This window comes from Aeromonas intestinalis (genome assembly GCF_054052485.1).
The window spans coordinates 213,964-238,671 of record NZ_JBSTYK010000003.1 but is presented as its reverse complement, the minus strand read 5'-3'; the positions used below and the strand labels follow the sequence as shown (position 1 = coordinate 238,671).

The 24,708-nt window shown below is 62.9% G+C and carries 23 protein-coding genes and 1 pseudogene; 9 read left to right on the top strand and 15 right to left on the bottom strand.

All coding sequences use genetic code 11. The features are described from left to right. The first annotated feature begins 81 nt into the window (after positions 1-81). The 3 genes from ACW5W7_RS05460 to ACW5W7_RS05450 all read left to right on the top strand — a co-directional run bounded on the left by ACW5W7_RS05460 (position 82) and on the right by ACW5W7_RS05450 (position 4,062). A complete protein-coding gene (locus tag ACW5W7_RS05460; RefSeq protein ID WP_456501029.1) occupies positions 82-657 on the top strand; it encodes an RBBP9/YdeN family alpha/beta hydrolase in 576 nt (191 codons plus the stop codon). A gap of 51 nt (positions 658-708) precedes the next feature. Continuing rightward, positions 709-2,388: a fatty acid--CoA ligase gene (locus ACW5W7_RS05455; protein WP_456501028.1), complete on the top strand. Its 1,680-nt coding sequence runs from the start codon at positions 709-711 to the stop codon at positions 2,386-2,388. A 120-nt stretch (positions 2,389-2,508) separates the two neighbouring features. After that, on the top strand, positions 2,509-4,062 hold the full coding sequence (locus ACW5W7_RS05450) for a methyl-accepting chemotaxis protein (RefSeq protein ID WP_456501027.1): 1,554 nt from the start codon (positions 2,509-2,511) through the stop codon (positions 4,060-4,062). Between the two features lie 69 nt (positions 4,063-4,131). Here the strand turns inward: ACW5W7_RS05450 and ACW5W7_RS05445 are convergent, their stop codons facing one another. Next, on the bottom strand, positions 4,132-5,718 hold the full coding sequence (locus ACW5W7_RS05445; RefSeq protein WP_456501026.1) for an ABC transporter substrate-binding protein: 1,587 nt from the start codon (positions 5,716-5,718) through the stop codon (positions 4,132-4,134). Between the two features lie 87 nt (positions 5,719-5,805). On the opposite strand from ACW5W7_RS05445, the gene ACW5W7_RS05440 reads away from it, so the two are divergent. The 6 genes from ACW5W7_RS05440 to maiA all read left to right on the top strand — a co-directional run bounded on the left by ACW5W7_RS05440 (position 5,806) and on the right by maiA (position 11,434). Beyond that, entirely contained in the window at positions 5,806-6,465 is a 660-nt protein-coding gene (locus ACW5W7_RS05440; RefSeq protein ID WP_456501025.1) for a TIGR01621 family pseudouridine synthase, read from the top strand. Beyond that, on the top strand, positions 6,462-7,142 hold the full coding sequence (locus ACW5W7_RS05435) for a haloacid dehalogenase-like hydrolase (protein WP_456501024.1): 681 nt from the start codon (positions 6,462-6,464) through the stop codon (positions 7,140-7,142). The genes ACW5W7_RS05440 and ACW5W7_RS05435 overlap by 4 nt, the downstream gene beginning before the upstream one ends. A gap of 264 nt (positions 7,143-7,406) precedes the next feature. Then, a complete protein-coding gene (hppD, locus tag ACW5W7_RS05430) occupies positions 7,407-8,525 on the top strand; it encodes a 4-hydroxyphenylpyruvate dioxygenase (protein WP_456501023.1) in 1,119 nt (372 codons plus the stop codon). A 35-nt stretch (positions 8,526-8,560) separates the two neighbouring features. Continuing rightward, the gene (locus tag ACW5W7_RS05425) at positions 8,561-9,715 is read left to right on the top strand and encodes a homogentisate 1,2-dioxygenase (RefSeq protein WP_456501022.1); all 1,155 of its coding nucleotides are present in this window, start codon (positions 8,561-8,563) and stop codon (positions 9,713-9,715) included. 9 nt (positions 9,716-9,724) lie between these two features. Further along, positions 9,725-10,723 (top strand): fumarylacetoacetate hydrolase family protein, encoded by a 999-nt coding sequence (locus ACW5W7_RS05420; RefSeq protein ID WP_456501021.1) that lies wholly within the window; start codon positions 9,725-9,727, stop codon positions 10,721-10,723. A 72-nt stretch (positions 10,724-10,795) separates the two neighbouring features. Next, entirely contained in the window at positions 10,796-11,434 is a 639-nt protein-coding gene (gene maiA / locus ACW5W7_RS05415; RefSeq protein WP_434662832.1) for a maleylacetoacetate isomerase, read from the top strand. Positions 11,435-11,899: 465 nt separating this feature from the next. Here maiA and ACW5W7_RS05410 read toward each other — a convergent pair. The 14 genes and pseudogenes from ACW5W7_RS05410 to ACW5W7_RS05345 all read right to left on the bottom strand — a co-directional run. Next, a pseudogene (locus ACW5W7_RS05410) lies at positions 11,900-12,121 on the bottom strand (glutathione S-transferase N-terminal domain-containing protein); the annotation flags it as partial. 128 nt (positions 12,122-12,249) lie between these two features. Next, complete coding sequence (locus tag ACW5W7_RS05405) at positions 12,250-12,765, bottom strand: thioredoxin family protein (RefSeq protein WP_456501020.1); 516 nt, start codon at positions 12,763-12,765, stop codon at positions 12,250-12,252. A gap of 185 nt (positions 12,766-12,950) precedes the next feature. Continuing rightward, complete coding sequence (asnB, locus tag ACW5W7_RS05400) at positions 12,951-14,615, bottom strand: asparagine synthase B (RefSeq protein ID WP_456501019.1); 1,665 nt, start codon at positions 14,613-14,615, stop codon at positions 12,951-12,953. A gap of 194 nt (positions 14,616-14,809) precedes the next feature. After that, complete coding sequence (locus ACW5W7_RS05395) at positions 14,810-15,178, bottom strand: cupin domain-containing protein (protein WP_456501018.1); 369 nt, start codon at positions 15,176-15,178, stop codon at positions 14,810-14,812. 141 nt (positions 15,179-15,319) lie between these two features. Next, positions 15,320-16,069, bottom strand: coding sequence for an HAD-IIA family hydrolase (locus tag ACW5W7_RS05390; RefSeq protein ID WP_456501017.1), 750 nt, complete (start codon positions 16,067-16,069; stop codon positions 15,320-15,322). Positions 16,070-16,489: 420 nt separating this feature from the next. Beyond that, entirely contained in the window at positions 16,490-18,574 is a 2,085-nt protein-coding gene (locus ACW5W7_RS05385) for a heavy metal translocating P-type ATPase (RefSeq protein WP_456501016.1), read from the bottom strand. Beyond that, the gene (locus ACW5W7_RS05380; protein ID WP_456501015.1) at positions 18,567-18,887 is read right to left on the bottom strand and encodes a hypothetical protein; all 321 of its coding nucleotides are present in this window, start codon (positions 18,885-18,887) and stop codon (positions 18,567-18,569) included. The genes ACW5W7_RS05385 and ACW5W7_RS05380 overlap by 8 nt, the downstream gene beginning before the upstream one ends. Before the next feature lie 47 nt (positions 18,888-18,934). Beyond that, positions 18,935-19,207, bottom strand: coding sequence for a hypothetical protein (locus tag ACW5W7_RS05375; RefSeq protein WP_456501014.1), 273 nt, complete (start codon positions 19,205-19,207; stop codon positions 18,935-18,937). Next, positions 19,204-19,446 (bottom strand): hypothetical protein, encoded by a 243-nt coding sequence (locus ACW5W7_RS05370; RefSeq protein ID WP_456501013.1) that lies wholly within the window; start codon positions 19,444-19,446, stop codon positions 19,204-19,206. Before ACW5W7_RS05370 ends, ACW5W7_RS05375 begins: the two co-directional genes overlap by 4 nt. Positions 19,447-19,488: 42 nt before the next feature. Continuing rightward, the gene (locus tag ACW5W7_RS05365) at positions 19,489-19,827 is read right to left on the bottom strand and encodes a hypothetical protein (protein ID WP_456501012.1); all 339 of its coding nucleotides are present in this window, start codon (positions 19,825-19,827) and stop codon (positions 19,489-19,491) included. Between the two features lie 18 nt (positions 19,828-19,845). Continuing rightward, positions 19,846-20,331, bottom strand: coding sequence for a hypothetical protein (locus ACW5W7_RS05360; RefSeq protein WP_456501011.1), 486 nt, complete (start codon positions 20,329-20,331; stop codon positions 19,846-19,848). 215 nt (positions 20,332-20,546) lie between these two features. Continuing rightward, complete coding sequence (locus ACW5W7_RS05355) at positions 20,547-21,668, bottom strand: alkene reductase (RefSeq protein WP_456501010.1); 1,122 nt, start codon at positions 21,666-21,668, stop codon at positions 20,547-20,549. Between the two features lie 186 nt (positions 21,669-21,854). Further along, positions 21,855-23,396 carry a TerC family protein gene (locus ACW5W7_RS05350; RefSeq protein WP_456501009.1) on the bottom strand — a complete coding sequence of 514 codons (1,542 nt, stop codon included), beginning with the start codon at positions 23,394-23,396 and terminating at the stop codon, positions 21,855-21,857. Between the two features lie 315 nt (positions 23,397-23,711). Next, on the bottom strand, positions 23,712-24,638 hold the full coding sequence (locus ACW5W7_RS05345) for a cation diffusion facilitator family transporter (RefSeq protein WP_349918237.1): 927 nt from the start codon (positions 24,636-24,638) through the stop codon (positions 23,712-23,714). Between the last annotated feature and the right edge of the window lie 70 nt (positions 24,639-24,708).

Genomic DNA, 24,708 nt, shown 5'->3' with positions numbered 1-24,708 from the left:
TAAAGCAGCCTGCAACCGGGAGACTTAGTGTGGCTCTCATGACTGCCCGGCCATCGCCGGGCGCCGGTATAAGGGACAGAGATGAAGCAATGGCAACCCAAGGCGACCGTGCTGATCGTGCCGGGCCTGCGGGATCACGTGGAGGATCACTGGCAGACGCGGCTCGCCGCCAGCCTGGACAAGGTGGCCACCGTGCCGCTCCTGACAAAGGATCGACTCAGCTGCCAGGCCAGGGTCGAGGCCATAGCGCAGGCGCTGGCCGCCATAGAGGGTCCCGTGATCCTGGTGGCTCACAGCGCAGGTGTGCTGATGGTGGCACACTGGGCAGCGAAATATGCTGATAAAGCCCATGCCATCGTGGGTGCCCTGCTGGTGACGCCACCGGATCTGGATGCCAGCTGGCCCGCTCAATACCCCAGCCCCAAGGCCATGGAGGCCGGTGGCTGGCAGCCGCTGCCACGGGCTCGGTTGCCGTTCCCGAGTCTGATGGTCATGAGCCAGAATGATCCGCTGGCGAGTGTGGCGGCTGTTCGCGCCCTCGCCGGGGAGTGGGGGAGCGAGCTTGTGGATGCCGGGGCCGTTGGGCATATCAATCCGGCCAGCGGTTTCGGCCCCTGGCCCCTGGCCAGGACGTTGCTGGCGCGTCTTGACGCCTGATCATCCATATCGACAAGGGAACCGCGTTTCCCCGTCCACCCGGACGTGAACATGCATCTACAAGGAGTGAAGATGGTGAAGACCCGGATCATAAGCCCTGCGCAGGGAGCCCATGCCTATCCGCTGCTGATCAAGAGCCTGCTGCTGTCGGGCGTGCGTTATTACCCCGAGCAGGAGATCGTCTACGCAGACCGTCTGCGTTATGACTATCGCACGTTGAATCAGCGGATCCATCGCCTTGCCAACCTGCTGACGGCGGCGGGCGTGGGGCCCGGCGACACGGTGGCCCTGCTGGACTGGGACAGTCATCGCTCCCTCGAGTGCTTCTTTGCGGTGCCCATGATTGGCGCCGTGCTGCACACGGTCAACGTGCGCCTCTCGCCCGCGCAGATCGCCTACACCATGGGCCATGCCGAAGATCACCTGGTGTTGGTGCACGACGACTTCCTGCCCATGCTGGCCGATATCCAGCATTCACTGCCCACGGTACGGGGTTACATCCGGCTGACCGATGGGGAACAGGTCCAAAGCAGTCTGCCGCTGCTCGGGGAGTACGAGGCCCTGCTGGCCGAAGCGGACAGCCGGTTTGATTTCCCGGATTTTGATGAGCACTCGGTGGCGACTCTCTTCTATACCACGGGCACCACGGGGGATCCCAAGGGGGTCTACTTCAGTCACCGCCAACTGGTACTGCATACCCTGAACGAGCTGACCTTGGCGGCCCATGCGGGCCAGTCTCTCCTCTGCTCGGACGACGTCTACATGCCCATTACCCCCATGTTTCACGTGCACGCCTGGGGCTTCCCCTATGCGGCCACCATGCTGGGGGTGAAGCAGGTCTACCCGGGTCGCTATGAGCCGAACAAGCTGGTACGCCTCTACCGGGACGAAGGGGTGACCTTCTCCCACTGCGTGCCCACCATCTTGCAGATGATCCTCGACTGCGAGGAGGCGAAGCACACCTCGCTGCAGGGGTGGAAAATGTTGCTGGGGGGCAGCGCTCTGCCCCTCGGGCTCGCCACCCAGGCCCATCGGCAGGGGATCCGGATCCAGGCTGGTTACGGCATGTCGGAGACCTGTCCGCTGCTCTGTGTGGTGCATCTGACGCAGGAAGAGCTGGCCCTGCCCATGGAGGAACAGATCGGATTGCGGACCCGTACCGGCACCCCCATTCCCCTGGTGGATCTGCGCATCGTCGATGAGCAGGGCCAGGAGGTGGTACACGACGGGGTGACCATGGGCGAGATAGTGGTGCGTGCCCCCTGGTTGACCCAGGGCTATTTGAATGAACCAGCCAAGGGGGCTGAGCTGTGGGAAGGGGGCTGGCTGCACACCGGAGACATGGCCTCCATTACCCCGGGCGGAACGGTGGAGATCAAGGACCGCATCAAGGATGTGATAAAGACAGGGGGGGAGTGGATAAGCTCGCTGGCGCTGGAGAATCTCATCAGCGCCCACCCCGACGTGCATGCGGTGGCCGTGGTGGGAGTGCCTGATGAGCAGTGGGGAGAGCGTCCCCTGGCATTGGTGGTGAGCAAGGAGGGCCGCTTCCTGGAGCCTGAAGCCATCAAAGTTCACCTGCAAGGGTTTGTTGAACGGGGGCGGATCAACAAGTGGGCCATCCCGCAGCAGGTCTGCATCGTCCATGAGATCCCCAAGACCAGCGTCGGCAAGGTGAACAAAAAACTCATCCGCGAGCAGTTGCACTGTCATGATTTGAGCTCAAAATGAGTACCACATCATAAAATTGCCACAGAGCACCTCAGGCCTCGCCAATGTTTGAGGTGCCCCATTGTCTGACTCAAAGGGGCTTGACTACGCTCATTGAGTCATTACATAAGAGGCGTGCCCATGGCTAAGCAACAGGTTCATCTTGTCGACGAAGAAGTGGATTTTCCCGCCAATGAACAACTGGTTTCCACCACGGATCTGCAGGGGGTGATCACCTATGCCAATGATCATTTCTGCCGGGTGGCGGGATACAGTCGGGGAGAGATGATCGGCCAGCACCACAACATGGTGCGGCATCCGGATATGCCCAAGGCAGCCTTTGCCGATCTCTGGGGGAAGTTGAAGCAGGGCAAGCCCTGGCGGGGCATGGTGAAGAACCGCTGCAAGGATGGCCGTTACTACTGGGTGGATGCCTATGTCACCCCCATCTTCGAGCAGGGACGGATCAACGGCTATCAGTCGGTGCGCAACCGGGCCGACCCTGAGCTCAAGCGCATTGCGGCGCGCACTTATGCAGGGTTGAAGGCGGTGGAAGGAGGGGGACGCAAGGCGGGCCTCTCCCTGGGGGCGACCCATCACGGCGTGGCCATCGTCGGCCTCTTGCTGATGCTGGCGGCCGGGGCCTACCGGATGGGGAGCTATGGGCCGCTGTTCATGCTGTTGCCACTGCTGTGGTTCGGGCTCCTCTATCGCCACGAGATGTTCACCACTCCCCGCTACCTCAAGCAGTTGACCGAGGAGTATGACAGCCTGACCCGACTCATCTACTCGGGCAAGGATCCCAGTGCCATCGCCGATTTTCACATCAAGCTGTTGCAGGCGAGGATCCGGACCGTGCTCGGCCGGGTGGACGATGCCACCCTGTCGTTGCAGGATCTGGCGACACACCTCAAGACGGCCTCCAGCGAGGCGAGTGCCGACATCGCCGAGCAGGACATCCAGACCCAGCAGGTGGCCACCGCCATCACCGAAATGGCGGCCACCGCTCACGAGATAGCCCGCAACATTCAGGAGACGGACAACCAGATTGCCCAGGCCAAGGTGCATTGCCAGCACACGGACAAGCAGCTGGAGGATACCCAGCAGCGGGTCACCGAACTGGCCACCCAGGCCGAGCATGCCTTCACGGCGGCGGTGGCCCTGGCGGAGGAGTCCGATCGCATCGGCGTGCTGATGAGCGAAATTCAGGGCATCGCGGATCAGACCAATCTGCTGGCCCTGAACGCCGCCATCGAGGCGGCGCGAGCGGGCGAGCAGGGGCGGGGCTTTGCAGTGGTGGCCGATGAGGTGCGTACCCTCTCTACCCGTACCCACAAGGCGACCGAGCAGATCCAGGGCAGCATCGGCCAGATCCAGCGCACCCTCAACGGCTGGAAGGGGATGATGCAGCAGAACCTGGCGCAGACCCAGTCCTGCGTGACTTTGACCCGTCAGGGCTCCCAGAGCCTGCATCAGGTGCTGGCGGAGATTGAGCAGGTGGTGGATCTGTCGACCCAGATCTCGGCGGCGGCGGAGCAGCAGCAGGCGGTGGTCGAAGACATCAGCCAGAACGTCAACCTCATCTCCCAGCACTCCCACACCAACAGCAACAAGATGCAGGACATGGACGCCTCGAGCGATATCCTGCTCACCAAGGCGCGTCAGCTCAAGTCGCTGGGGCAAACCTTCGGTTGAATCCGCGATTGCCAATAGAGAGCGAGGCCACCCCGGGGTGGCCTCGCTGCATTGACGGGATCAGGGCGCTCAACCCAGGACGCCCAGCCGCCGCATCGTCCCCTTGTCGTCATACATGGCCTGATCGGCGTTGATCAGCCACTGCTCCGCGCTCCAGTCACACTCGTAGGCGCTGACGCCGACGCTGATGCCGACCGAGAGGGATTGACCATAGACCTCGAAGGGAGTGAGGATCACCCGCCGTATTCCCTCGGCCACCGCTTCGGCCTGGGTCGGGTCATGGTCCGGCAGCAGGAGGACGAACTCATCGCCCGCCAGCCTGGCGAAGAAAGGGGTGTGCATCAGGTGGCGGGAGATCCGCTCCGTCAGCTGGCAGAGCAGGGCATCCCCGTAGCTGTGGCCATAGCTGTCATTGACCTGCTTGAAGTTGTCGAGATCGCAAAACAGCAGGCAGCCCGGGGCTGGGTGGCGGATCTGCCGCTCCAGCTGCTCCATCAGACAGAGGCGATTGGGCAGGCCGGTCAGGGGATCGCGCCGGGCGAGCTGCAGTATCTCCTGCTCCCGCTGCTTGCGCAGGGCCACCTCCCGGTTGAGACGCTTGTTGCTGACGAAGAGGTAGATGGCCAGCAGCATGATGATGACGCCGACCCCCAGGCTCAGCAAGAACCAGGGGCGCCAGAAAGCCCACTGCTGGGAAGGAACCTGATAGAGGAAGCCATTCAGGGGCAGAGGTTGCTTGATGAGGCCTATCTCCGCGAGCTGATTCATGATGTGGGTGAAGCGATCCGGGTTCATATACCCGATCTCCACATAGAGCGGCTGTATCATCTCCTTGCTCATCTGCAGCTCGAATTCCATGTGGGCCTGACTGCGGTGAACGCCGTATTCATGACGCAGCAGGGCGATGGCCTCCTGCGGGTGGGAGAGGGCATAGCGCCACCCCTTGAGGCTGGCGGCTCTGAAGCGCTCCACCCGGTCCGGATTGGCCCGCTCCTGGGCCTGGGTGGTGAAGAGGATATCGCTGTAAAAGTCGATGCCGTAGTTGCGCGGGTTGATGACAGAGACCGGGATGCCGCGCTCCTCCAGATAGAAGGGCTCGTTGCTGATATAGGCGTTGAAGATATCTATCTTGCCGGTGATGAGGTCGTCGATGTTCACCGAGGTGGGAACGGGGATGAGTTCGCGCTCGTGCAGCCCCTGGTAGTAAAGGGTGGCCATCAGCTCGGCATCCTGATGACCGGGAAACATCATGATCCGTTTGCCCCGCATGTCGGCAACGGTGAGAATGCCGCTGTCACGGCGGGCCAGGAATACGGAAGGGGAGTGTTGGTAGACGCAGGCGAGGGCCAGCAGGGGCTCCCCCTTGGCGTAACCGGTGAAGACTTCGGTGTTGCCCACCCCGAAGTCGGCACGCCCGGTCAACACCTCCTCCATCGGGCTGATACCCTTGCCGCCCGGTCTTATCTCTACATCCAGGCCGGCGTCGGCGTAGTAGCCCTTGGCCTTGGCCATGTGATAACCCACAAACTGGGGTTGGTGGAGCCAGCGCAGTTGCAGCACCACCCGATCGGGAGGTTTGTCGGCCTGATCGCTGGCCCGTAAAGGAGCTGCGTGGCCAGCCAGGAGCAGTAGCAGCCAAAGCAAGTGTCTCGTCATCCGTGCGATTCTTGTGCTGAAGGTCTATGGGGTGTGGCCTGTGGGCCGTTTTTTTCTTATTGATGGATTGATTCTAAAGGGTTCTGAATGTACCGCATACTCTCGCAGCAGAAAGATTTTATTGTCGTGAATAAAGGGCCGGGCCTTGGCATGCATGATGAAGCCGGGGAGGCGGGTCTGACCCATCAGGGGCTGGTCAGCCGGGTGCGTGCCGACACCGGGTTGGAACTCTATCCGGTGCATCGGCTCGACAAGATGACCTCGGGGCTCTTGTTGCTGGCCCGGACCCCGGAAGCGAATCGGGCGCTGAGCATGGCCTTCGCCGAGCGGCGGGTGAGCAAGCAATATCTGGCGCTGTCAGACAGAAAACCGAAGAAGAAACAGGGCTGGGTCAAGGGGGACATGCAAAAAGGGCGCGGGGGCAGCTGGATGCTGGCCCGCAGTCAGGACAATCCCGCCATCAGCTGGTTCGATTCTGCATCGGTGCGGGAGGGGCTGCGGCTCTATCGCATCAAGCCCCAGACCGGCAAGACCCACCAGATCCGGGTCGCTCTGAAGAGCATCGGCGCCCCTATTCTCGGGGACGAGCGCTACGGCGGTACCGCCGCGGATCGCGGTTATCTGCACGCCTGGCGTCTTTCCTTCTCTCTGGGGGAAGAGGCATATGATTTCGTCTGCCAACCGGATGAAGGGCAGTGGTTTATGCTGTCAGAGCTGCACGATACCCTCGCTGGACTGGCGCCATGAGCCACGCGTCCGGGGTGGAGGCTGAGTGGCCGCAAACGGGGTGGATCCTGGCGGATTTTGACGACACCCTGGCACCCGATGACAGCCACGCGGGTCTGCTGCGCTACATCCTCTATCGCCGCCGCTGGCCCCTGTTGCTGCTGCCGGTCATCGGTCTTGGCGGTCTCATCTACCTGTTGCCCGGTCGAGTGTTGTCAAACCCGCGGCGTATGGGGATCGCCCTCATCTGGTGGGCCATCACCCTCGGGCTCTCGCCCCTTGGCTGGCGCACTCTGGTGCGTGACTATTGCCGTACCCGGCCCGGCCTCTACAAAGAGGCGAAGGCCCTGCTGATGGCACAGGGGGATCGCTGCTGGGTGATCTCGGCGAGCCCTCAGGCCCTGGTGCGGGCGCAGCTCCATCGCCAGCTCCCCGGCCATTTACCTCACCGCATACTGGGTTCTCGCATGCGTTATCGCCGGGGTGGTCTGGTGCCCGGCTTTTACTGTCACGGCCAGCACAAGATCCTGCCCGAGATCCAGGCGCTCAAGCCCTCTCTCGCCTTGAGCGACAGCCTGCACGATCTGCCGCTGCTGGCGCTGGGGGAGCGGGCCTGGCTTATCAATCCGACCCCGACGCGATTGCACGCTGCACGGGCAAGGGTTCCTCGAATAGAGCCCAAATCCTGGTCCCTGTAAGGCAAAGCTGACAGCCCTGTGGGTTCCTGAGAGGGGATCCACAAGGTTGCGCGTGCAATGTCACAACTTGTTTACATCTTTGCCGGCGTCTGCCCGGAAAACTATCTGCAAACCGCCTCTTCTCTTCTGCCCGGCTCCTGCCTCTAATGAAACAAGGAATTAACAATTCGTGATTGAGGGACCTGGCGTCCTGATGCCAGCCGCCTCAATCGGGTTTCATTCATCATCGGCACACGGCCATGGGGCCGTCGCAAGGAGCGCAGCATGACCACCTCTTCCTCCCCCACCCAGACCATCAACCCCCTCGGCACCGACGGTTTCGAATTCGTGGAATACACGGCGCCGGATGCCAACGGCATCGCCGCCCTCAAGGCACTGTTTGTCTCGTTGGGCTTTGCTGAGGTGGCGCAGCACAAGCACAAGCAATGCTGGCTCTATCGCCAGGGGGACATCAACTTCGTGGTCAACGCCGAACCCCACTCCCAGGCGGAGCAGTTTGCCAGCCTGCACGGGCCGAGCGTTTGCGGCATGGCGTTTCGGGTGGGCGATGCGGGCCGCGCCCAGCAGTATGCCATCGCCAAGGGGGCCAAGCCGTTTGTGGGCAAGATAGGCCCCATGGAGCTCAATATCCCCGCCATCTACGGCATCGGCGAGAGCACCCTGTCGTTTGTGGACCGCTACGGCGAGCGGGGCTCCATCTATGATGTGGACTTTGTGTTCTACCCCGATTGGCAGGCGCGCATGGCGGAGGTGGACGCCGGCCTCTATGAGATCGATCACCTGACCCACAACGTGCAACGCGGCAACATGGACGTCTGGTCTAACTTCTACGAGCGGATCGGCAACTTCCGCGAAATTCGCTACTTCGACATCGAGGGCAAGCTGACCGGCCTGCATTCCCGCGCCATGACTGCCCCTTGCGGCAAGATCCGCATTCCCATCAATGAGTCCGCCGACGACAAGTCCCAGATCGAGGAGTACCTGCGCCAGTACAAGGGGGAGGGGATCCAGCACATTGCCATGGCCTCCAGCGACATCTACCACACCATCCGCACGCTCAGAGGGCGGGGAACCGGCTTCATGCCGACCCCGGATACTTATTACGAAGGGGTGAACAGCCGGGTCGTCGGCCATCAGGAGGATCTGGCGGCCTTGAGTGAGCTGCGCATCCTCATCGACGGTTCACCGACCAAGGACGGCATACTGCTGCAGATCTTCACCGACACTGTCATCGGCCCTGTGTTTTTCGAGATCATCCAGCGCAAGGGCAACGAGGGGTTTGGTGAGGGGAACTTCCAGGCACTGTTCGAATCCATCGAGCTGGATCAGATCCGCCGGGGGGTGCTCCACGGCGAGAAGGACGGGGAGTTGCACGATGCGTAATTGCCACCTTGTTCACATCCGGGCAGGAGGTTGCCATGCGTAACTGGATTAGCTTTCCCCACCGGGAGGGGACCCACTCCCGCCAGGCCCACGCCGATTTGCCGGAGCAGGCCATCTACGAGCGCGAGCTCGGACGCGCCGGCTTCTTCGGCCCGGCCACCCACATGCACCACAAGCATGCCCCCACCGACTGGGTGGGTTGGGAGGGGCCGCTGCGGCCACGGGCTTTCGACTTGAATGGCCTGACCGAGGAGATAAGCTCCCTCTCCCCCTGGGTGATGCCGGACATCTTGCACAACGCCCACTGCCGCTACCGGGTGTGGCGCCTGTCGGAATCCATGCCGTTTCTGGTGCGCAATGCCGATGGCGACGAGCTGCTGTTCATCCACGAGGGGAGCGGGGAGTTCTATTGTGATTACGGCCACCTGAGCGTGCGGGACGGGGACTATGTGGTAATACCCCGTGGCACAATGTGGCGCATCGAGCCGACTGAGCCGCTGTTTATTCTGATGATAGAGGCCACGGACGACAGTTATCAGCTGCCGGACAAGGGGCTGGTGGGCAATCATGCCATCTTCGATCCGGCGGCCCTGGAAGTGCCCGCCATCGACGAGGCCTTCCTCGCCCAGCAGGATGAGAACCCCTGGTCTTTGCAGATCAAGCGTCACAATCAGGTCTCGGTCGTCACCTGGCCGTTCAATCCGCTGGATGCCCAGGGCTGGCACGGGGACTTGTGCGTGGTGCGCCTCAACTGGCGCGACATTCGCCCGCTGATGAGCCATCGCTACCACCTGCCTCCCTCGGCCCATTCCACCTTCGTGGCGAGCCGTTTCGTGGTCTGCACCTTCGTGCCGCGCCCCATCGAGAGCGATCCCGGAGCCCTGCGGGTGCCTTTCTACCACAGCAACGACGACTTCGATGAGGTGCTCTTCTACCACGCCGGTGACTTCTTCAGCCGGGACAACATAGAGCGGGGCATGGTCACCTTCCATCCGGCCGGTTTCACCCATGGCCCCCATCCCAAGGCGTTCGCGGCAGGCCAGGCCTATGCCAAGAAATTTACCGACGAGGTGGCCGTGATGCTGGATACCCGCGATGCCCTGAACGTGGGCAGCCTGTGTGAGGGGGTAGAGAACCCCCGTTACGTCAACAGCTGGCTGCGCCCCGAACTCGCCCCGAGTGGCAAATAAGGATCTCTCATGAAACTGGCAACATTGAATAACGGCAAGCGTGACGGCGCCCTGGTGGTGGTGAGCCGGGATCTTTCCCGCGCCGTTCTGGTATCGGGCATAGCGCCGACCCTGCAGGGAGCGCTGGATGAATGGCCGCAGACCGCCCCCCGCCTTGCCGCCATCTATCAGGCGCTCAACGATGGGGCCCTGGCCGATGCCTTCCCCTTCGATGAGGCAGCCTGTCTCTCTCCGCTGCCCCGTGCCTACCAGTGGGCGGATGGCAGTGCCTATGTCAACCACGTGGAGCTGGTACGCAAGGCGCGCGGCGCCGAGATGCCGGAGAGCTTCTGGCACGATCCCCTGATGTATCAGGGGGGCTCCGACAGCTTCCTGGCTCCGCGCGGCCCCATCGTCATGGGGGCCGAGGAGTGGGGCATCGACTTTGAATCCGAGGTGGCCATCATCACCGACGATGTGCCCATGGGGGTAAGCCAGGAGGCGGCCGCGGCCCACGTCAAGCTGCTGATGCTGGTCAACGACGTGAGCCTTCGCAACCTCATCCCGGGGGAGCTTGCCAAGGGGTTTGGCTTCTTCCAGTCCAAGCCCTCCAGCACCTTCTCGCCGGTGGCCATCACCCCGGACGAGCTCGGCCAGGATTGGCACGATGGCAAGGTGCACCTGCCGCTTTTGACCCATCTGAACGGTGCCCTGTTCGGTGCTCCGAATGCGGGGGTGGACATGACCTTCAACTTCTTCGAGCTGATTGCCCACGCCGCCAAGACGAGGCCGCTCGGGGCCGGCTGCATCATCGGCTCCGGCACCGTCTCCAACTACGACAGAAGCGCGGGTTCCTCCTGCCTTGCCGAGCTGCGGATGCTGGAAATTATCGAGTCAGGTCAGGCCACTACACCCTTCCTGCGCTTTGGTGATACAGTGTCCATCGCGATGCAGGATCGCAACGGGATGAGTCTGTTTGGCACCATTTCACAGCGTGTCACGCAAGGGGATGCCAGCCAGACGAGCTAGGAGCCTTGGCCGATCACCGGGTCGGCAGGCGACAAGGCAGGTGCCAGGCACCTGCCATCACAGGGACAGAATATGCTGCAGTTGTTTGGATATTGGCGTTCATCGGCCAGCTTTCGCGTGCGTCTGGTGCTGCAACTGAAAGGCCTCAGTTATGAGCAGCACCCGGTCCATCTGGGCAAGGGGGAACAGAAAGAGAAGGCTTATCGCCGCGTCAATCCCCAGGGATTGGTGCCCTTTCTGGTCGATGGTGAGGTGCAGATAGGCCAGTCCGTCGCCATCATGGAGTACCTCGACGAGACCTATCCTGCCTACCCGCTGATGCCCTCCGCCGCCGAGGACAGGGCCAGGGTGCGCCAGATCGTCAACATGATCGCCTGCGACATCCACCCCCTGAACAACCTGAGGGTACTCAACTACCTGGAGCAGGAGCTGGGGCAGGGCAAGGCGCACCGTGACCAGTGGTATTGCCACTGGATTGACGAGACCTTCACCGCCCTCGAGCAACTGCTGATGACCACGGCCGGGGTCTACAGCGTCGGCAACGAGGTGACCCTGGCGGACTGCATGCTGGTGCCCCAGGTCTACAATGCCCGCCGCTTCAACATGACCCTGAGCGACTACCCCACCATAGAGCGCATCGTCGCCAACTGCGAACAGCTGCAGGCCTTCATCCAGGCGGCTCCCGCCAGTCAGCCTGACGCCCAGGTCTGAACGCAGAGTGGCAAGCCGGCCCGGCGTGCCCCTCGGCACGTTGGCAAATTTGTTTCTGACACCCAATGGCGTCCCGGTGGCACCATACAGCCGAAAGCCGGGGCGTGTGCCCAATCGCCGGTAGTACGCCTCGACGGCGGGCAGCGGGGGACGGTCAAGGGGCGTCTCCTGCCAGCGATTGACCGACAGCCCGATGGGAATGTCGGCCAGCGAGAAGTGACTCCCCACCACATAGGTGCCGGTCGACTGGAGATGCCTGTCCAGCAGTTGCATGTAGCGGGTCCAATCCGCGCAACCTGCCTTGAGCGCAGCGCTGTCCTGATGCAAAGGGGAGTGCCGGACCAGGGACATGAAGGGGTAACGCCAGGCACTGTTCAGATCCGATGCTTGCCAGTCGATCCACTGATCGACGATGGCCCTCTCGCGCGCATCCGTGGGGTAGAGAGTGCCATCGCCATAGCGGGATACCAGGTAGCGGATGATGGTGTTCGACTCCCACAGGGTGAAGTCCCCGTCCTGGATGACCGGCACCATGGCGTTGGGGTTGAGTGCGAGGAACTCGGGGGTATTGGTCGGTTTGAACCCCGCTCCCCACTCCTCCAGTTCAAACGGAAGGCCCAGCTCGGCGCAGGTCCAGAGCACCTTGCGCACATTGATGGAGGAGGCCTTGCCCAGGATCCGTAACATAGTGTTGTCCTCGTGCGTCCAGTGCGAAAAGGGGTGGCCGGCGGGTAGCGTACAGATCGCCACCGAGCCTCGAGAGGATGATGGTGCTGGCCCCGCCCGTTGCAAGGGGCGGGACCATGGGTGGCTGCTTAACTGCTTGCCGACGAGGGCTGGAAGAAGGCGATAAACTTGCCGAACTTCCCTTCATCGTAACTCTTGCCCTTCTCCAGCAGCCCGGTGTTGAAGGACTCCAGCAGCTTGCCGTCTGCATTCAGCACATAGAAGTGGGGCACCCCCAGATACTCGGGATAGGGCTTCAAGAAGGCTTCGTTCTTGTTCGCCTTGCTGACGTTCACCTTGACCACCACGAAGGTCTGGTTGAACTGGCTGGCAAGGGCCGGCTCCCTGTCCAGGAATTGGTTCATCTCCTGGCACCAGCTGCACCACTCGCCCCCCACCAGCAGCAACACTTTCTTGCCCTCTGCATTGGCTCTGGCGCTGGCGGCGGCAAGATCGTTCGCAGGATCTCGCTGCTCATCATAGCCCTGGCTGTAATCGGGCAGCCCTCTGGCCCAGAGATGCCCGGCCACCTGCGAGTCGGCAGCCTGAGCCGCGCCGTTGAACAGTACGGTGCCCAGCATCAGGGGCAATAACAGTCGTTTCATCGTCTCTTCCTTGTGTTGTTTGCTTCCAAGCCGCATCAATGTGACATGAACGGATCCGGTCGCCAAGGGTGATAACGGCATGAGATAGACGAAAAACGGCATTGTTAAGCCAAACCGGGACGAACATGAAAAAGCCCCTCGCTGGAGGGGCTTTATGATCGGGCAGTCGGGTACCGCGTGAGGGCTCAGTAGCTCTGCTGGTGGACGTCCATCACGGCGCGGCCGGACGGGTCTGCCATCTCCTTGAACTTGGCATCCCACTCCAATGCAGTCGGAGTGGAGCAGGCGACCGACTTGCCGTAGGGCACGGTACGGGCGGCCGCTTCCAGCGGGAAGTGCTCGTCGAAGATGGCGCGGTAGAAGTAGGCCTCCTTGGTGAGCGGGGTGTTGACCGGGAAGCGGAAGGCCGCCGCCTCGAACATCTGATCCGTCACTTCCTCTTCGACCATGGCCTTGAGGCTGTCAATCCAGGAGTAGCCCACGCCGTCGGAGAACTGCTCCTTCTGGCGCCAGGCCACCTCGTGGGGCAGCAGATCCTCGAAGGCTTCCCGCAGGATGTGCTTCTCGATCTTGCCCTTGCCGCACATCTTGTCGGCAGGCTGCAGGCGCATGGCCACGTCCATGAACTCCTTGTCGAGGAAGGGCACGCGGCCCTCCACGCCCCAGGCGGCCATGGACTTGTTGGCCCGCAGGCAGTCATACAGGTGCAGGGAGGCGAGCTTGCGCACGTTCTCCTCGTGGAACTCGCGGGCGTTGGGCGCCTTGTGGAAGTAGAGATAGCCCCCGAATAGCTCATCCGAGCCCTCGCCCGAGAGCACCATCTTGATGCCCATCGCCTTGATGTAGCGGGCCATCAGGTACATGGGCGTGGAGGCGCGGATGGTGGTGACGTCATAGGTCTCGAGGTGATAGATGACGTCGCGCAGGGCATCCAGCCCCTCCTGCACGGTGAAGTGGATCTGGTGGTGTATGGTGCCGAGGTGGTCGGCCACCTTGCGGGCGGCGGCGAGATCCGGCGAGCCTTCCAGGCCCACGGCGAATGAGTGCAGCTGGGGCCACCAGGCCTCGCTCTTGCCGTCATCCTCGATGCGGCGCGCCGCATAGAGCTTGGTGATGGCGGAGATGACGGAGGAGTCCAGGCCGCCGGAGAGCAGCACGCCGTAGGGCACGTCGCACATCAGCTGGCGCTTGACCGCCGCTTCCAGCGCGGCCTTCAGCTCTGCCTTGTTACTGACATTCTGCTCCACCGCCTGATATTCCATCCAGTCGCGCTTGTACCAAGTTTTAAGTTCGCCATCCTTGCTCCACAGGTAGTGTCCCGGCGGGAAGGTTTCGACGCTCTTGCACACGGGTACCAGGGCCTTCATCTCTGAGGCCACATAGAAGTTGCCGTGCTCGTCGCGGCCGGTGTATAGGGGGATGATCCCCATATGATCGCGACCGATGAGGTAGGCGTCCTGCTCGGCGTCATAGAGGATGAAGGCGAAGATGCCGTTGAGATCGTCCAGGAAGGCGGGGCCCTTCTCCTTGTAGAGGGCCAGCAGCACCTCGCAGTCGGAGTGGGTCTGGAACTGGAAGTCGACCTTGAGGCCCTTCTCCAGCTCTTTGTGGTTGTAGATCTCGCCGTTGACGGCCAGCACATGGGTACGCTCGGGGTTGTAGAGGGGCTGGGCGCCGTTGCCCGGATCGACGATGGCCAGGCGCTCGTGCACCAGGATGGCCTTGTCGGAGCTGTAGACGCCGGACCAGTCGGGCCCGCGGTGACGCAGTCGCTTGGACATCTCCAGCGCCGATTTGCGCAGGGTGGTCGCGTCGGACTTGATGTCCAGAATGCCGAAAATAGAACACATTGGCGGTAATCCTCATTGATTTTTATATGAGCCCCCCACGTTTGGGCTCGAAATTCCATTTACATTCCTCGCCAATCACAATGCCTAGCGGAAAACCCTTTTGCAAGCGGGAAAACCGCACAAAATCATGCCGCCAGCGTCAAGCTGGCGGCATGGAAAGGGGGTCGGGAGAAGGGAATGAATTGACGGGCGCGTCAAGTCGCCGCGGGTTCGAAGATCACATACAGCTTGCGGCAGGCGACGAGCGTCTCCCACTCGCCGACGAAACCCGCCGGGATGACGAACTGGCTGCCCGGGGTGAGGTGCAGCTTGGCCCCCTGGCCGTCGTGGATCAGCGCCTCTCCCTCCAGCAGCTGGCAATACTCGTGCTCGGTGTAGCGCACGGCCCAGCGGCCGGGTTCGCAAGACCAGAAGCCCACGTGGAACTGCTGACTCGGATCCGAGTAGTGGTTCCACAGGGTCTGGCTCGGGTTGCCGGACTTGATGCGATCCGCCGGTGGGGTGAGCGGGGTGGGGGAGACGAAGTGATCGTCCAGCAGGATCCAGTCGCTGAGGCTCTTCATGGGGCTTCCTTGCAATGAGGGGAGCGTCCTGCTCCCGTTTAGTTTGTTTAACGATGTTGCAATTAAGTTAAACGAAGAGGGCCCCCTTGCCAAGGGGGGAGAGATCCGGCGATGGGGACTCGGGGGCCGCAGGGGAAGGGCTTAGACGATATCGATGTCGACGACTGAGTCGAAGATGTGGTTCGGTCTGAACGGCATGCGGTCGATGTCCGCCACCTTGCTCACCCCGGAGAGCACCAGCACCGTCTCGAGCCCGGCCTGGAAGCCCGCCAGGATATCGGTGCGCAGGTTGTCGCCGATGATGATGGTGTCGTCGGAGTGAGCCTCCATCCGGTTCAGGGCCGCGCGGATGATCCAGGCGCTCGGCTTGCCCACGTAGAAGGGCTTCTTGCCGGTCATCCGCTCGATGGGGGCGCAGAGGGCACCACAGGCCGGGTGCATCATGGGACCATGGGTGTCCGGGTTGGTGGCGATGAAGCGGGCGCCCTGATCCACGAACTTGGCGCCGAGCTGCATCATGCTCCAGTTGTAGTTGCGGGTCTCCCCCACCACCACGAAGTCGGGGTCGATGTCGGTGATGGTGAAGCCGGCCTTGTAGAGCTCGTGGGTCAGGGCCCCTTCGCCGATCACATAGGCCTTCTTGCCATCCTGGCGCTTGAGAAAATCGGCGGTGCCCATGGCGGAGGTGTAGAAGCACTCCTCGGGCACCTCGATGCCGGCGGAGCGGAAGCGGTTTTGCAGATCTTTCTGGGTCTGGGCCGGGTAGTTGGTGAGGAACAACAGCTTGCTGCCCTGCTCCAGCAGGCGGTGAACGAAGCGATCAGCCCCCGGAATGAGATCGTTGTTGTGCAGGATGACGCCGTCGATATCGCAGATGACGTTTTTCTTCATAGGGACTCCTTGTAGGGGAGGTGGTTCTCCACCTCTCATGTCTTCAATCAGTTATGGTTTTTCTGGCGCCATTATAAGGCGCTTTGATGACAAGTCTCCCCCGGCGCGCCAGATGGGCGTCCTCAAGGAATAAAAGGCGGCATACCGGCAGTCGACCCCGCGTCTTGGGGCCTGAGGGATGAATTATCGTGCTGTTAAATGCAGAAATGCATGCTTAATGAATCGTAAAAGTGTCATTTTATAGTCAGTAATACTGCCTCGAGTCACATTGAGTGGCTTAGGAATGCTTGTCCGGCTTCTGATGGACGGTGAGGGTGCCGGGCGCAGGCGAGGCTGCGAGAGGGATGACGCGGGGAGGGGGGAGGAAAAAGCACGGGGCCCGTCGCAGCGGGCCCCGTGTGAGCGGGCAAGCACGTTGGCTCAGTGCCGCCCTCGCAGGGCATTGAGCAGGATGCCGATGGTGGTGCCGTTGTGCAGCACCGAGGCGACGATGGGGCTCAACAGTCCGACCGCCGCCGCCCCCAGGATGGCGGTGTTGGCGCCGATGGTGATGCGGTAGTTGTCGTGAATGAGCCCCATGGCGGCGCAGGCCAGCTCGCGGGCCTCGGCCACCCGGCCGATGTCGTCCTGCAGCAGGGCGATGTCGGCGGAGATGCGGGCGATGTCGGCCCCCTTCTGCATGGCGATCCCGACGTGGGCGCCCGCCAGCGCTGGCGCATCGTTGATGCCATCCCCGACGAAGGCGATGCGGGCCCCCTCTGCGGTGAGCTGCTCTATGATGCTGGCCTTCTCCTCGGGCAGCAGCTGGGCAAACACCTCGTCGATGCCGAGCCGATCGGCGAGATCCTGGGCCCTGTCGTGGTGATCCCCGGTCAGCATCAGGATCCGCTTCACCCCGGACTGGCGCAATCTCGCGAGGGTGGCGGCGCTCTGCTCGCGCACCGTGTCGCGCAAGGCCAGCACCCCGATGAGACTGCCGCCGTAGCCGATGTAGAGCAGGGTCTTGCCCTCGTGGTAGAGGCCGTGCAAGGTCTCTTGCCAGGGGCTGACATCGATCCCCTCATCTTCTTCCACGAAGTGGCGCGAGCCTACCACGATGCGTTTGCCGTCGATCTCGCTCGCCACCCCGTGGGCGACGATGAACTCCACCTCGGTGTGATCGAAGTGGCGCCCCTCGATGTTGCGGGACGCCTCCACCACGGCGATGGCCAGGGGGTGGAAGTAGTGCTCCTCCACCGAGGCGGCGAGCCAGATGAGATCGTCCGCCGTGTAGGCGGAATCGAAGGTGATGGAATCGGTCACCACCAGATCCCCGTTGGTCAGGGTGCCGGTCTTGTCGAAGATGAAGGTGTCGGCCTCGGCGAGGCGCTCGAGGGCCGTGGCCCCCTTGATGAGGATGCCCCCCTTGCCCGCGGCGTACATGGCCGACTTGAAGGCCACCGGGGTGGCGAGCTTGAGGGCGCAGGAGTAGTCCGCCTGCAGCACGGCGGCGGCGCGGCGCCAGTCTCCGCTGAGCAGGTAGGCCGAGCCCGCGAGCCCGAGCACCCTCGGCACCAGCTTGTCGGCCAGTCGGGAGGCCTGCAACTGCACCTCGCTCTTGGCGGTGAGGGACTGCTGCACATAGTCGGCGATGCGGGCGGCGGCGGTGCGCTGGCCCACGTGCTCGGCGTAGATGCGCAGTCGCCCATCCTCCAGCACGGTGCCGGACATCACGGTATCGCCCCGCGCCTTGGCCACGGAGCGGCTCTCACCGGTCATGGAGGCCTCGTTGACATAGGCCTCCCCGCCGAGCACGGTACCGTCTATCTGGATGACCATGCCGGTGGCGACGATCACCGTCTCGCCCACCTGCACCTCGCCCGCCGGCACCAGGATCTCCACCCCGTCCCGCTCGACCCAGATCTCGTCGCTGGCGGGCTTGAGCAATTCGCGCAGCATGTCATCGGATCGCCGGGAGATGGACTCTTCCAGATATTCCCCCAGCTCCAGCATGAAGGAGGTGGTGTTGGCCGCGAGATAATCGCCGCTGCCAAGGGAGATGGAGACCGCCATGCCTTCCAGCACGTGGGAGGTGAGACCGCGGGAGAAGAGCTCACCGGCGCCGTGGCGCAGCACCGGCAGCGCCATCAGCAGGGAGAGGGGCAATCGCAGCGGCACCGGCAGCAGGTTGACTCCGAGCAGGGCCGCCAGATTGGTGGCGAGCCGGGTGCGGCTGACGGTATCGGGGGGCGATGCCGGCGGGGTTAACCGTCCCGGGGGCGGGGCGAGGGAGAGGATCTGCTCCGCCAGGGATGGGATCTCGGTCACCTGCGCGTCAAAGGTGACGATAAGCGAGCTGGCCTTGGGGTTGAACCTGACCGCCTGCACCCCGGGCAGATCGGCGATGGCGTAGCTAAGCCCCGGCTGATCCAGCGGCGGCCGTCCGTGGCAGCCATAGCGCCAGCGCGCCCGTCCCCGGCACTGGTGAACCAGGCGCAGGGAGGAGAGAGCGCTCTCGCTACTCATCCTGCTCGCCGCCCTGAGCCTGCAGCTCGGCCTGCATGTCCGCCATCTGTTCCTTGAGTTCGGCCACGCCGCCGCTGATGTCGCTGTAGAGGCGCACGGCGGAGCGCACAATCTTCTCGCGCATCTCGTCGTTGCTGAGCACATAGGCGGCCGCCGCCCCGATGGCGGCCCCCAGCAGCAGTTGCTGGGTGCTGTTGCCCTGCAACTTGCCGAGCCAGCCCTGGGCTTGCCCCATGCCAGCCTGAGCGCCGTTGCCCTGTGCCATCTGTGCTTTCAACAGCTTCTTGTAGGCCTTCTTGCTCTTCTTACCCATGAGATGATTCCTTTGGCTTGTTCAATGGAGGGGAATGTTTGTATATGTCAGTCGCGGGGGGCCAGCAGCCGCTCTGCGCTGGCGATGCCGAGGATGCCGCCCGCCAGCAGCAGGCCGGCTCGCGAGAGGTTGCCTTGCTCGAGGGCGTTGGCGACCCCGAGGCCGGTGGTGGTGGCAATCCCCCCCTGCAGGGCATGGCGCAGCACCTTGCGCCGGGAGCGCTTGCCCGGTTTGGCGCCGCTTTGCAGTGCGCTGAGCAGCCCCCCTGCCACGGCACCCCGGGCGAAGTGATTGGCGAGCTCGCGATTGTCGGGGGTCATGCCTTGGGCTCCTCGGGCGTTTCTTGCTCGGCCACCCCCTCGGCATCCGGTGCGGGGGCCTGTGGCTCGCTCAACTGCTGGCGCAACCTGGCGGAGGAGTGCTCCAGGCTGGTGAGTCCGGCGATGGACACCTGGCGCAGGGAGTCTTTGGCCTTGTGAAGGGAAATGGAGGGGCGGGTGCGCTGCAATGTGCGCACGGCCAGGGCACCGGCGATGGCGCCGACGATCAACGGGATCATGATATGGCTCCTTGTGAATGGGATCGCCGCGGCTTGGCGGGATCAACCATGGGAAAAGGTCTGGACATGGTGCTCGATGCGATCCAGGGCCTGGTGGACCTGTTTACACTCTTTCCCCTCGACGAGGGACTCCCACAGGGGAGGGGTTATCTGGGCCGGGTCGTACTCCACCACGCAGGAGAGGGCGGCGGGGTTGACGCGCAGATCGCGAATGCCGGGCATGGTCTCAATCATCTGCTTGAGCTGTCCCATCTGGCCGAGCTGACTCATTTCGGCACTGCCGAGGGCCCCCAGCTTGAGTTTGAAACGAACCCGGCCGGGGATGTGGTGGGCGATGGTCAGGTGGCGGGTCAGGGCCCGCAGCTGTTCAAGGCGTGTCATGCCGTACCTTTGCTCTGCTTAATGGAAAACGTTGCGACGATGGATGGCCAGATGCACCGACAGGGCCGCGACGAACAGCCAGCCGGTGGTGGCGTGCAGGCGCTTGTGGCCGGCGTAGACCAGGGCAATGGAGAGCGGCAGGGCTACCATGGCGGTTATCTTGGCCCCCCGGTTGGCGCGTCTGCGCCAGGCCGCCTTGTGGGGACGCAGTGAGGTTCGTCGCCGTGGTGGTGCGACAGTCGGGGCCGGCGTCGACATCGGCTCAGCCTCGCCTTCAAGGCAGAGGGCCCGGATGCGGGACTCCATCTCGGACTGGGAACAGTGCGCCGTGGCGTATTGCACGATGAGGCTGAGGGCCGCCCGGTTGAGGCGGGCGCTCTGCACCCCGGGCCAGCTGGCCACTTCTGTCTGCCAGCGGGTCAATTGGGCAGGATCCGCGCTGCCCTGTCTGATGCGAAGTCGTCCCGCTACCGAGGCGACCAGCCGGGTCTGTGTGGTGCTCACAACCATGACTCCCTGAAGGGTGAGATGGGTGCACTATCTGCCTCTTGTCATGACAAGGTTTTGATCTTCATCAGACAAGTGATGATTGACACCCGGTTTTTGGGCGCGGGGAGGAGGGGGCGATACAGAGAGTGGCTGATACAAGAGGGGGGTTAACAAAATAAACAGCCCCCGCAGGGCGGGGGCCAATAAACAGAAGGGAGAGCCGCTATCGATCAGGCGGGTTGCGGGGCGCTTTCCCCCTGATAGACGGGGTAGTCGGTGAGGCCGTGCTCGGCGCCGCCAAACAGGGTGGCCGGATCATGGGGCGCCCAGGGGTAGCCGTGGCGCAGCCGGTTTGGCAGATCGGGGTTGGCCACGAAGGGGCGGCCAAAGCCAATCATGTCTGCCCAGCCCGCAGCGAGGGCGGCCCGCGCCCGCGCGCCATCGTATTTGCCGGCGTAAATGAGGGTGTTGGGGAAGGCATCCCGCAGCCCCTGCTTGAAGTTCTCCGGCATCAGGGGAGCATCGTCCCAGTCCGCTTCGGCAATGTGCAGATAGGTGACATCGAGCGTCCCCAGCAGGCGGGCGGCGGCCAGATAGGTCTGCTCCGGATTGGCATCCACGGTGCCATTCAGGGTGGTGAGGGGGGCCAGACGCACGCCGACCCGATCCGCCCCGATCTCGGCGCTCACCGCCTCGACCACCTCTTTCAAGAAGCGCAGCCGGTTCTCGAGGGAGCCGCCGTAGTTGTCGGTACGGGCATTGGACTCGGAATCCAGGAACTGGTTGATGAGATAGCCGTTGGCGGCGTGCAGCTCGATGCCGTCAAACCCCGCCTCCATGGCGTTGCGGGCGGCGCGGCGGAACTGGCTTACCACGGTGTCGATGTCGGCCTGGGTCATGGCGCGGGGCAGGGTGGTTTCCACAAACCCCGGGGCGTCGCTGCCGTTGTCCACGAAGACCTTGACCCCTTCGGCCTTGATGGCTGACGCCGAAATGGGCTGGGCGCCGCCGATGTTGTCCGGATGAGTGACCCGGCCCACGTGCCAGAGCTGGGAGAAGATGGTGCCACCCTTGGCATGGACGGCGTCCGTTACCAGCTTCCAGCCGGCGACCTGCTCGGCGCTATGGATGCCCGGGGTCCAGGCATAGCCTTTGCCGAGGGGATCGATCTGGGTGCCTTCGCTCACGATGAGACCGGCGTCGGCCCGCTGGCCGTAGTAGGTGGCCATCATGGCGTTGGCCACGTCCCCGGGCTGGCTGGCGCGGGAGCGGGTCATGGGGGGCATGACGATACGGTTGTTCAGGTGCAGTTGGCCGAGGCGCAGGGGGCAGAACAGGTTGTCGTGGCTCATCTTGAATTCCTCATCGGGTGATGGTGCTGACTCTATCCCCCGCCTGCATTGAGAAAAAGAGGGGTAATCACAGAAGAGAATTGCAACTTGTGCAGCAATGGCGATGGGAGGCCAAAAAAAAGAGGGCCGACTGGCCCCCTTGTTTGATTCATTGGCATCCATTCACGCCCATGGCGTGGGCTGGCGTCAGGGCTGCAGCGCCCTGATCCGCACTCGCTCGATGCGTCGCTCGTTCACCGCCAGCACCTCGAAGTGATGCCCGCCCAGCTGCAACTGCTGGCCCTGCTCCGGCAGGCTGCCGAAGTGGGAGAGCAGCATGCCCGCCAGGGTCACGTACTCATCGCTCTCGCTCACCAGTCCGTCACAATCCAGTGCCTGCTCCACCTGATGGATGTTGGTGCTGCCGTTGATAAGCCAGCCTTCCCCATCGCGGACCACGTCCGGGGTTTCGTCCTCATCCGGCAGCTCGCCGACGATGGCCTCCAGCAGATCGTGGGTGGTCACCAGCCCCTGGATGACGCCGAATTCGTCCGTCACCAGGATGAGACTGCCCCTGGCCTGGCGCAGCTCCGCCAGCAATCGGATCACGTTGATGGTCTGGGGCACGATGACGGGGTCGTTCTGCTTGGCGAGTGCGTGCAGGGACTGACCCTCGTTCAGGGCGAACAGCAGGTCACGTGCCTTGACCACCCCGATGAGGTCGTCCAGCCCGCCGTCACAGACCGGGAACAGGCTGTGAGGCTCCCGTTGCAGCAGGGCGCGGATCTCGTCCGGGCTGTCATTGACGTCGATCCAGGCCATCTCGGATCGCGGCGTCATGATGGTGCGGATGGATCGCTCGGCGAGAGACAGCACGCCGCTCACCATGTTGCGCTCCTCCTCGCCAAAGCCGGGAGGCAGGGGCTGTTCCTGCTCCTCGTCTTCATCCAGTTCCTGGGACGCACTGCGCTTGCTGCCTCCCATCATCTGGAAGATGGCGGCTGTGGTGCGTTCACGCAGGGGAAGCCGGGATGCGTGGCGACGGGCGCTGCGCTGGGCCAACTGGTTGAAGAACTCGATGAGCACCGAGAAGCCGATGGCGGCGTAGAGGTAGCCCTTGGGAATGTGGAAGCCGAAGCCTTCCGCCACCAGGCTGAAACCTATCATCAGCAGGAAGCTCAGACAGAGCACCACCACGGTCGGGTGGGCGTTGACGAAGCGGGTCAGCGGCTTGGAGGCGAGCACCATCACCACCATGGCGATGGTCACGGCGGCCATCATGACTCCCAGGTGATCCACCATGCCGACGGCGGTGATGATGGAGTCCAGAGAGAAGACGGCATCCAGCACCAGGATCTGGGCGATCACCACGCCAAAGCCCGCGTAGACGCCGACCTGGCCCTGAACCTCGGGTTTGGCCTCGAGGCGCTCGTGCAGTTCGGTGGTGGCCTTGAACAGCAGGAACAGGCCACCCCCCATCAGGATGAGATCCCGACCGGAGAAGGCGAAGTCGCCAAGGTGCAGCAAGGGGGTGGTGAGGGTGACCAGCCAGGACATGATGCTGAGCAGCCCAAGGCGCATCAGCAGCGCCAGGGAGAGGCCGATGATGCGGGCCTTGTCCCGTTGGGCGGGGGGAAGCTTCTTCACCAGGATGGCGATGAAGACCAGGTTGTCGATCCCGAGGACTATCTCCAGGATGATCAGGGTAAACAGACCCACCAGCAGGGCGGGATCCAGCAAGAATTCCATGTTGACCTCAATAAAAACGAACGGCGTGGGTATCAGACACGGCAAAGGACCGTGACAAGGCTAGGCACAGTGGTCGTTCAGAGGCGCGGATTGAGCAGGTAAAGACAAGACGTGATGGGTATATACGAAGGGCGACTTCGGGGGTTGTCCATGATGGGCAATAAAACCTCGGTTAAAAGTGAGCCCTGATGATAACGGTTGTCATTGATTTGGCAATAGCGGCGTTATGAAGATGTGATGACAGCAAATGGCCGGGGAGAGGGGCAAGGGAGGCGGCGACCGCCTCCCTGTTTGTCTGCTGGTATCGGCGGGCTGTTACAGCCAGCGTTTCTCGCGGGTGAAGCAGACCGACAACCAGGCGTCCCCCAGGGTGTCGCCGAGGCGGGACCAGAGCTCCTGGCGCAGGGCATCCTGACGCTCGATGGGCCACTCCTGGCCCGGTGCCACCAGGATGTTGAGTTCGAGATCGAAGCGGCGGCCGCTTTTCGCCAGATGGCTGTAGCACTCGACCCCGTGGCGCTGGCGCAGGGCCTCTATCTCGCTGGCCACCAGCCGGGAGACATCCCCCTTGGGGGCGATTTTCAGCACTTCCCGCAGGTTGCGGCCGAGTACCTTGATGGGGATCAGGGTGGCGCACAGGGCCAGCAGGGTGACCAGCACGGGGTCTATGTAGCGGTTGTACTGGCCATAGCCGATGGCATCGAGGCCGATGGCCACCAGAAAACCGATGAGCAGGGTGACGCTGAGCAGGGTATCGACCAGCCACTCCTTGGAGTCGACCCGCACCAGTTCGGAATTGATCCGTTCGGCCACCGCAGACTCGACCTTGTAGATGATGGCGCAGAAGAAGGTGCAGACGGCGGCATAGATGAGGGCGTGACCGAGGTCTATCTCCCGCCCGCCGCTCATCAGGGAACTGATGCCGCTGTGCAGGGCGCCAAGACAGAGCAGCAGTATGATGGTGCCGTTGATGACGTTGGTGATGGGCTCGAAATGGGCGTAGCCATATTGGAAGCGGGCATCGGAGGGACGGGTGACCAGGTAGGCGGTGATGAGTCCAAGGCCCGTCATGCCCATGCTGAACAGGGTGAAGATGCCATCGAGCATGATGGCGTTGGAACCGACGAACAGGCCGTAGCCGATCCCGAACAGGGCGAAGCCGATGCAGCCGAACAGCGACAGGGTCAGCGCCTGTTTTTCGGTGCGGATAAGCGTACTGATAACATGGCTGTAATGAGCCATAAATGTCCTCCTTTCAAATGGTGAAGATTGAGCGCGCAAGCGGTTTTCTAGCTGATATACTGCCCGCTCA

What these genes read in the sequence shown, in the direction of transcription:
- ACW5W7_RS05420 (WP_456501021.1), top strand. Translation starts at nt 9,725, where the DNA reads ATGAAACTGGCAACATTGAATAACGGCAAGCGTGACGGCGCCCTGGTG.
- hppD (WP_456501023.1), top strand. Translation starts at nt 7,407, where the DNA reads ATGACCACCTCTTCCTCCCCCACCCAGACCATCAACCCCCTCGGCACC.
- ACW5W7_RS05460 (WP_456501029.1), top strand. Translation starts at nt 82, where the DNA reads ATGAAGCAATGGCAACCCAAGGCGACCGTGCTGATCGTGCCGGGCCTG.
- ACW5W7_RS05440 (WP_456501025.1), top strand. Translation starts at nt 5,806, where the DNA reads ATGTACCGCATACTCTCGCAGCAGAAAGATTTTATTGTCGTGAATAAA.
- maiA (WP_434662832.1), top strand. Translation starts at nt 10,796, where the DNA reads ATGCTGCAGTTGTTTGGATATTGGCGTTCATCGGCCAGCTTTCGCGTG.
- ACW5W7_RS05380 (WP_456501015.1), bottom strand. Translation starts at nt 18,887, where the DNA reads ATGGGTAAGAAGAGCAAGAAGGCCTACAAGAAGCTGTTGAAAGCACAG.
- ACW5W7_RS05395 (WP_456501018.1), bottom strand. Translation starts at nt 15,178, where the DNA reads ATGAAGAGCCTCAGCGACTGGATCCTGCTGGACGATCACTTCGTCTCC.
- ACW5W7_RS05370 (WP_456501013.1), bottom strand. Translation starts at nt 19,446, where the DNA reads ATGATCCCGTTGATCGTCGGCGCCATCGCCGGTGCCCTGGCCGTGCGC.
- ACW5W7_RS05455 (WP_456501028.1), top strand. Translation starts at nt 709, where the DNA reads ATGCATCTACAAGGAGTGAAGATGGTGAAGACCCGGATCATAAGCCCT.
- ACW5W7_RS05350 (WP_456501009.1), bottom strand. Translation starts at nt 23,396, where the DNA reads ATGGAATTCTTGCTGGATCCCGCCCTGCTGGTGGGTCTGTTTACCCTG.
- ACW5W7_RS05345 (WP_349918237.1), bottom strand. Translation starts at nt 24,638, where the DNA reads ATGGCTCATTACAGCCATGTTATCAGTACGCTTATCCGCACCGAAAAA.
- ACW5W7_RS05365 (WP_456501012.1), bottom strand. Translation starts at nt 19,827, where the DNA reads ATGACACGCCTTGAACAGCTGCGGGCCCTGACCCGCCACCTGACCATC.
- ACW5W7_RS05390 (WP_456501017.1), bottom strand. Translation starts at nt 16,069, where the DNA reads ATGAAGAAAAACGTCATCTGCGATATCGACGGCGTCATCCTGCACAAC.
- ACW5W7_RS05450 (WP_456501027.1), top strand. Translation starts at nt 2,509, where the DNA reads ATGGCTAAGCAACAGGTTCATCTTGTCGACGAAGAAGTGGATTTTCCC.
- asnB (WP_456501019.1), bottom strand. Translation starts at nt 14,615, where the DNA reads ATGTGTTCTATTTTCGGCATTCTGGACATCAAGTCCGACGCGACCACC.
- ACW5W7_RS05425 (WP_456501022.1), top strand. Translation starts at nt 8,561, where the DNA reads ATGCGTAACTGGATTAGCTTTCCCCACCGGGAGGGGACCCACTCCCGC.
- ACW5W7_RS05385 (WP_456501016.1), bottom strand. Translation starts at nt 18,574, where the DNA reads ATGAGTAGCGAGAGCGCTCTCTCCTCCCTGCGCCTGGTTCACCAGTGC.
- ACW5W7_RS05405 (WP_456501020.1), bottom strand. Translation starts at nt 12,765, where the DNA reads ATGAAACGACTGTTATTGCCCCTGATGCTGGGCACCGTACTGTTCAAC.
- ACW5W7_RS05355 (WP_456501010.1), bottom strand. Translation starts at nt 21,668, where the DNA reads ATGAGCCACGACAACCTGTTCTGCCCCCTGCGCCTCGGCCAACTGCAC.
- ACW5W7_RS05375 (WP_456501014.1), bottom strand. Translation starts at nt 19,207, where the DNA reads ATGACCCCCGACAATCGCGAGCTCGCCAATCACTTCGCCCGGGGTGCC.
- ACW5W7_RS05445 (WP_456501026.1), bottom strand. Translation starts at nt 5,718, where the DNA reads ATGACGAGACACTTGCTTTGGCTGCTACTGCTCCTGGCTGGCCACGCA.
- ACW5W7_RS05435 (WP_456501024.1), top strand. Translation starts at nt 6,462, where the DNA reads ATGAGCCACGCGTCCGGGGTGGAGGCTGAGTGGCCGCAAACGGGGTGG.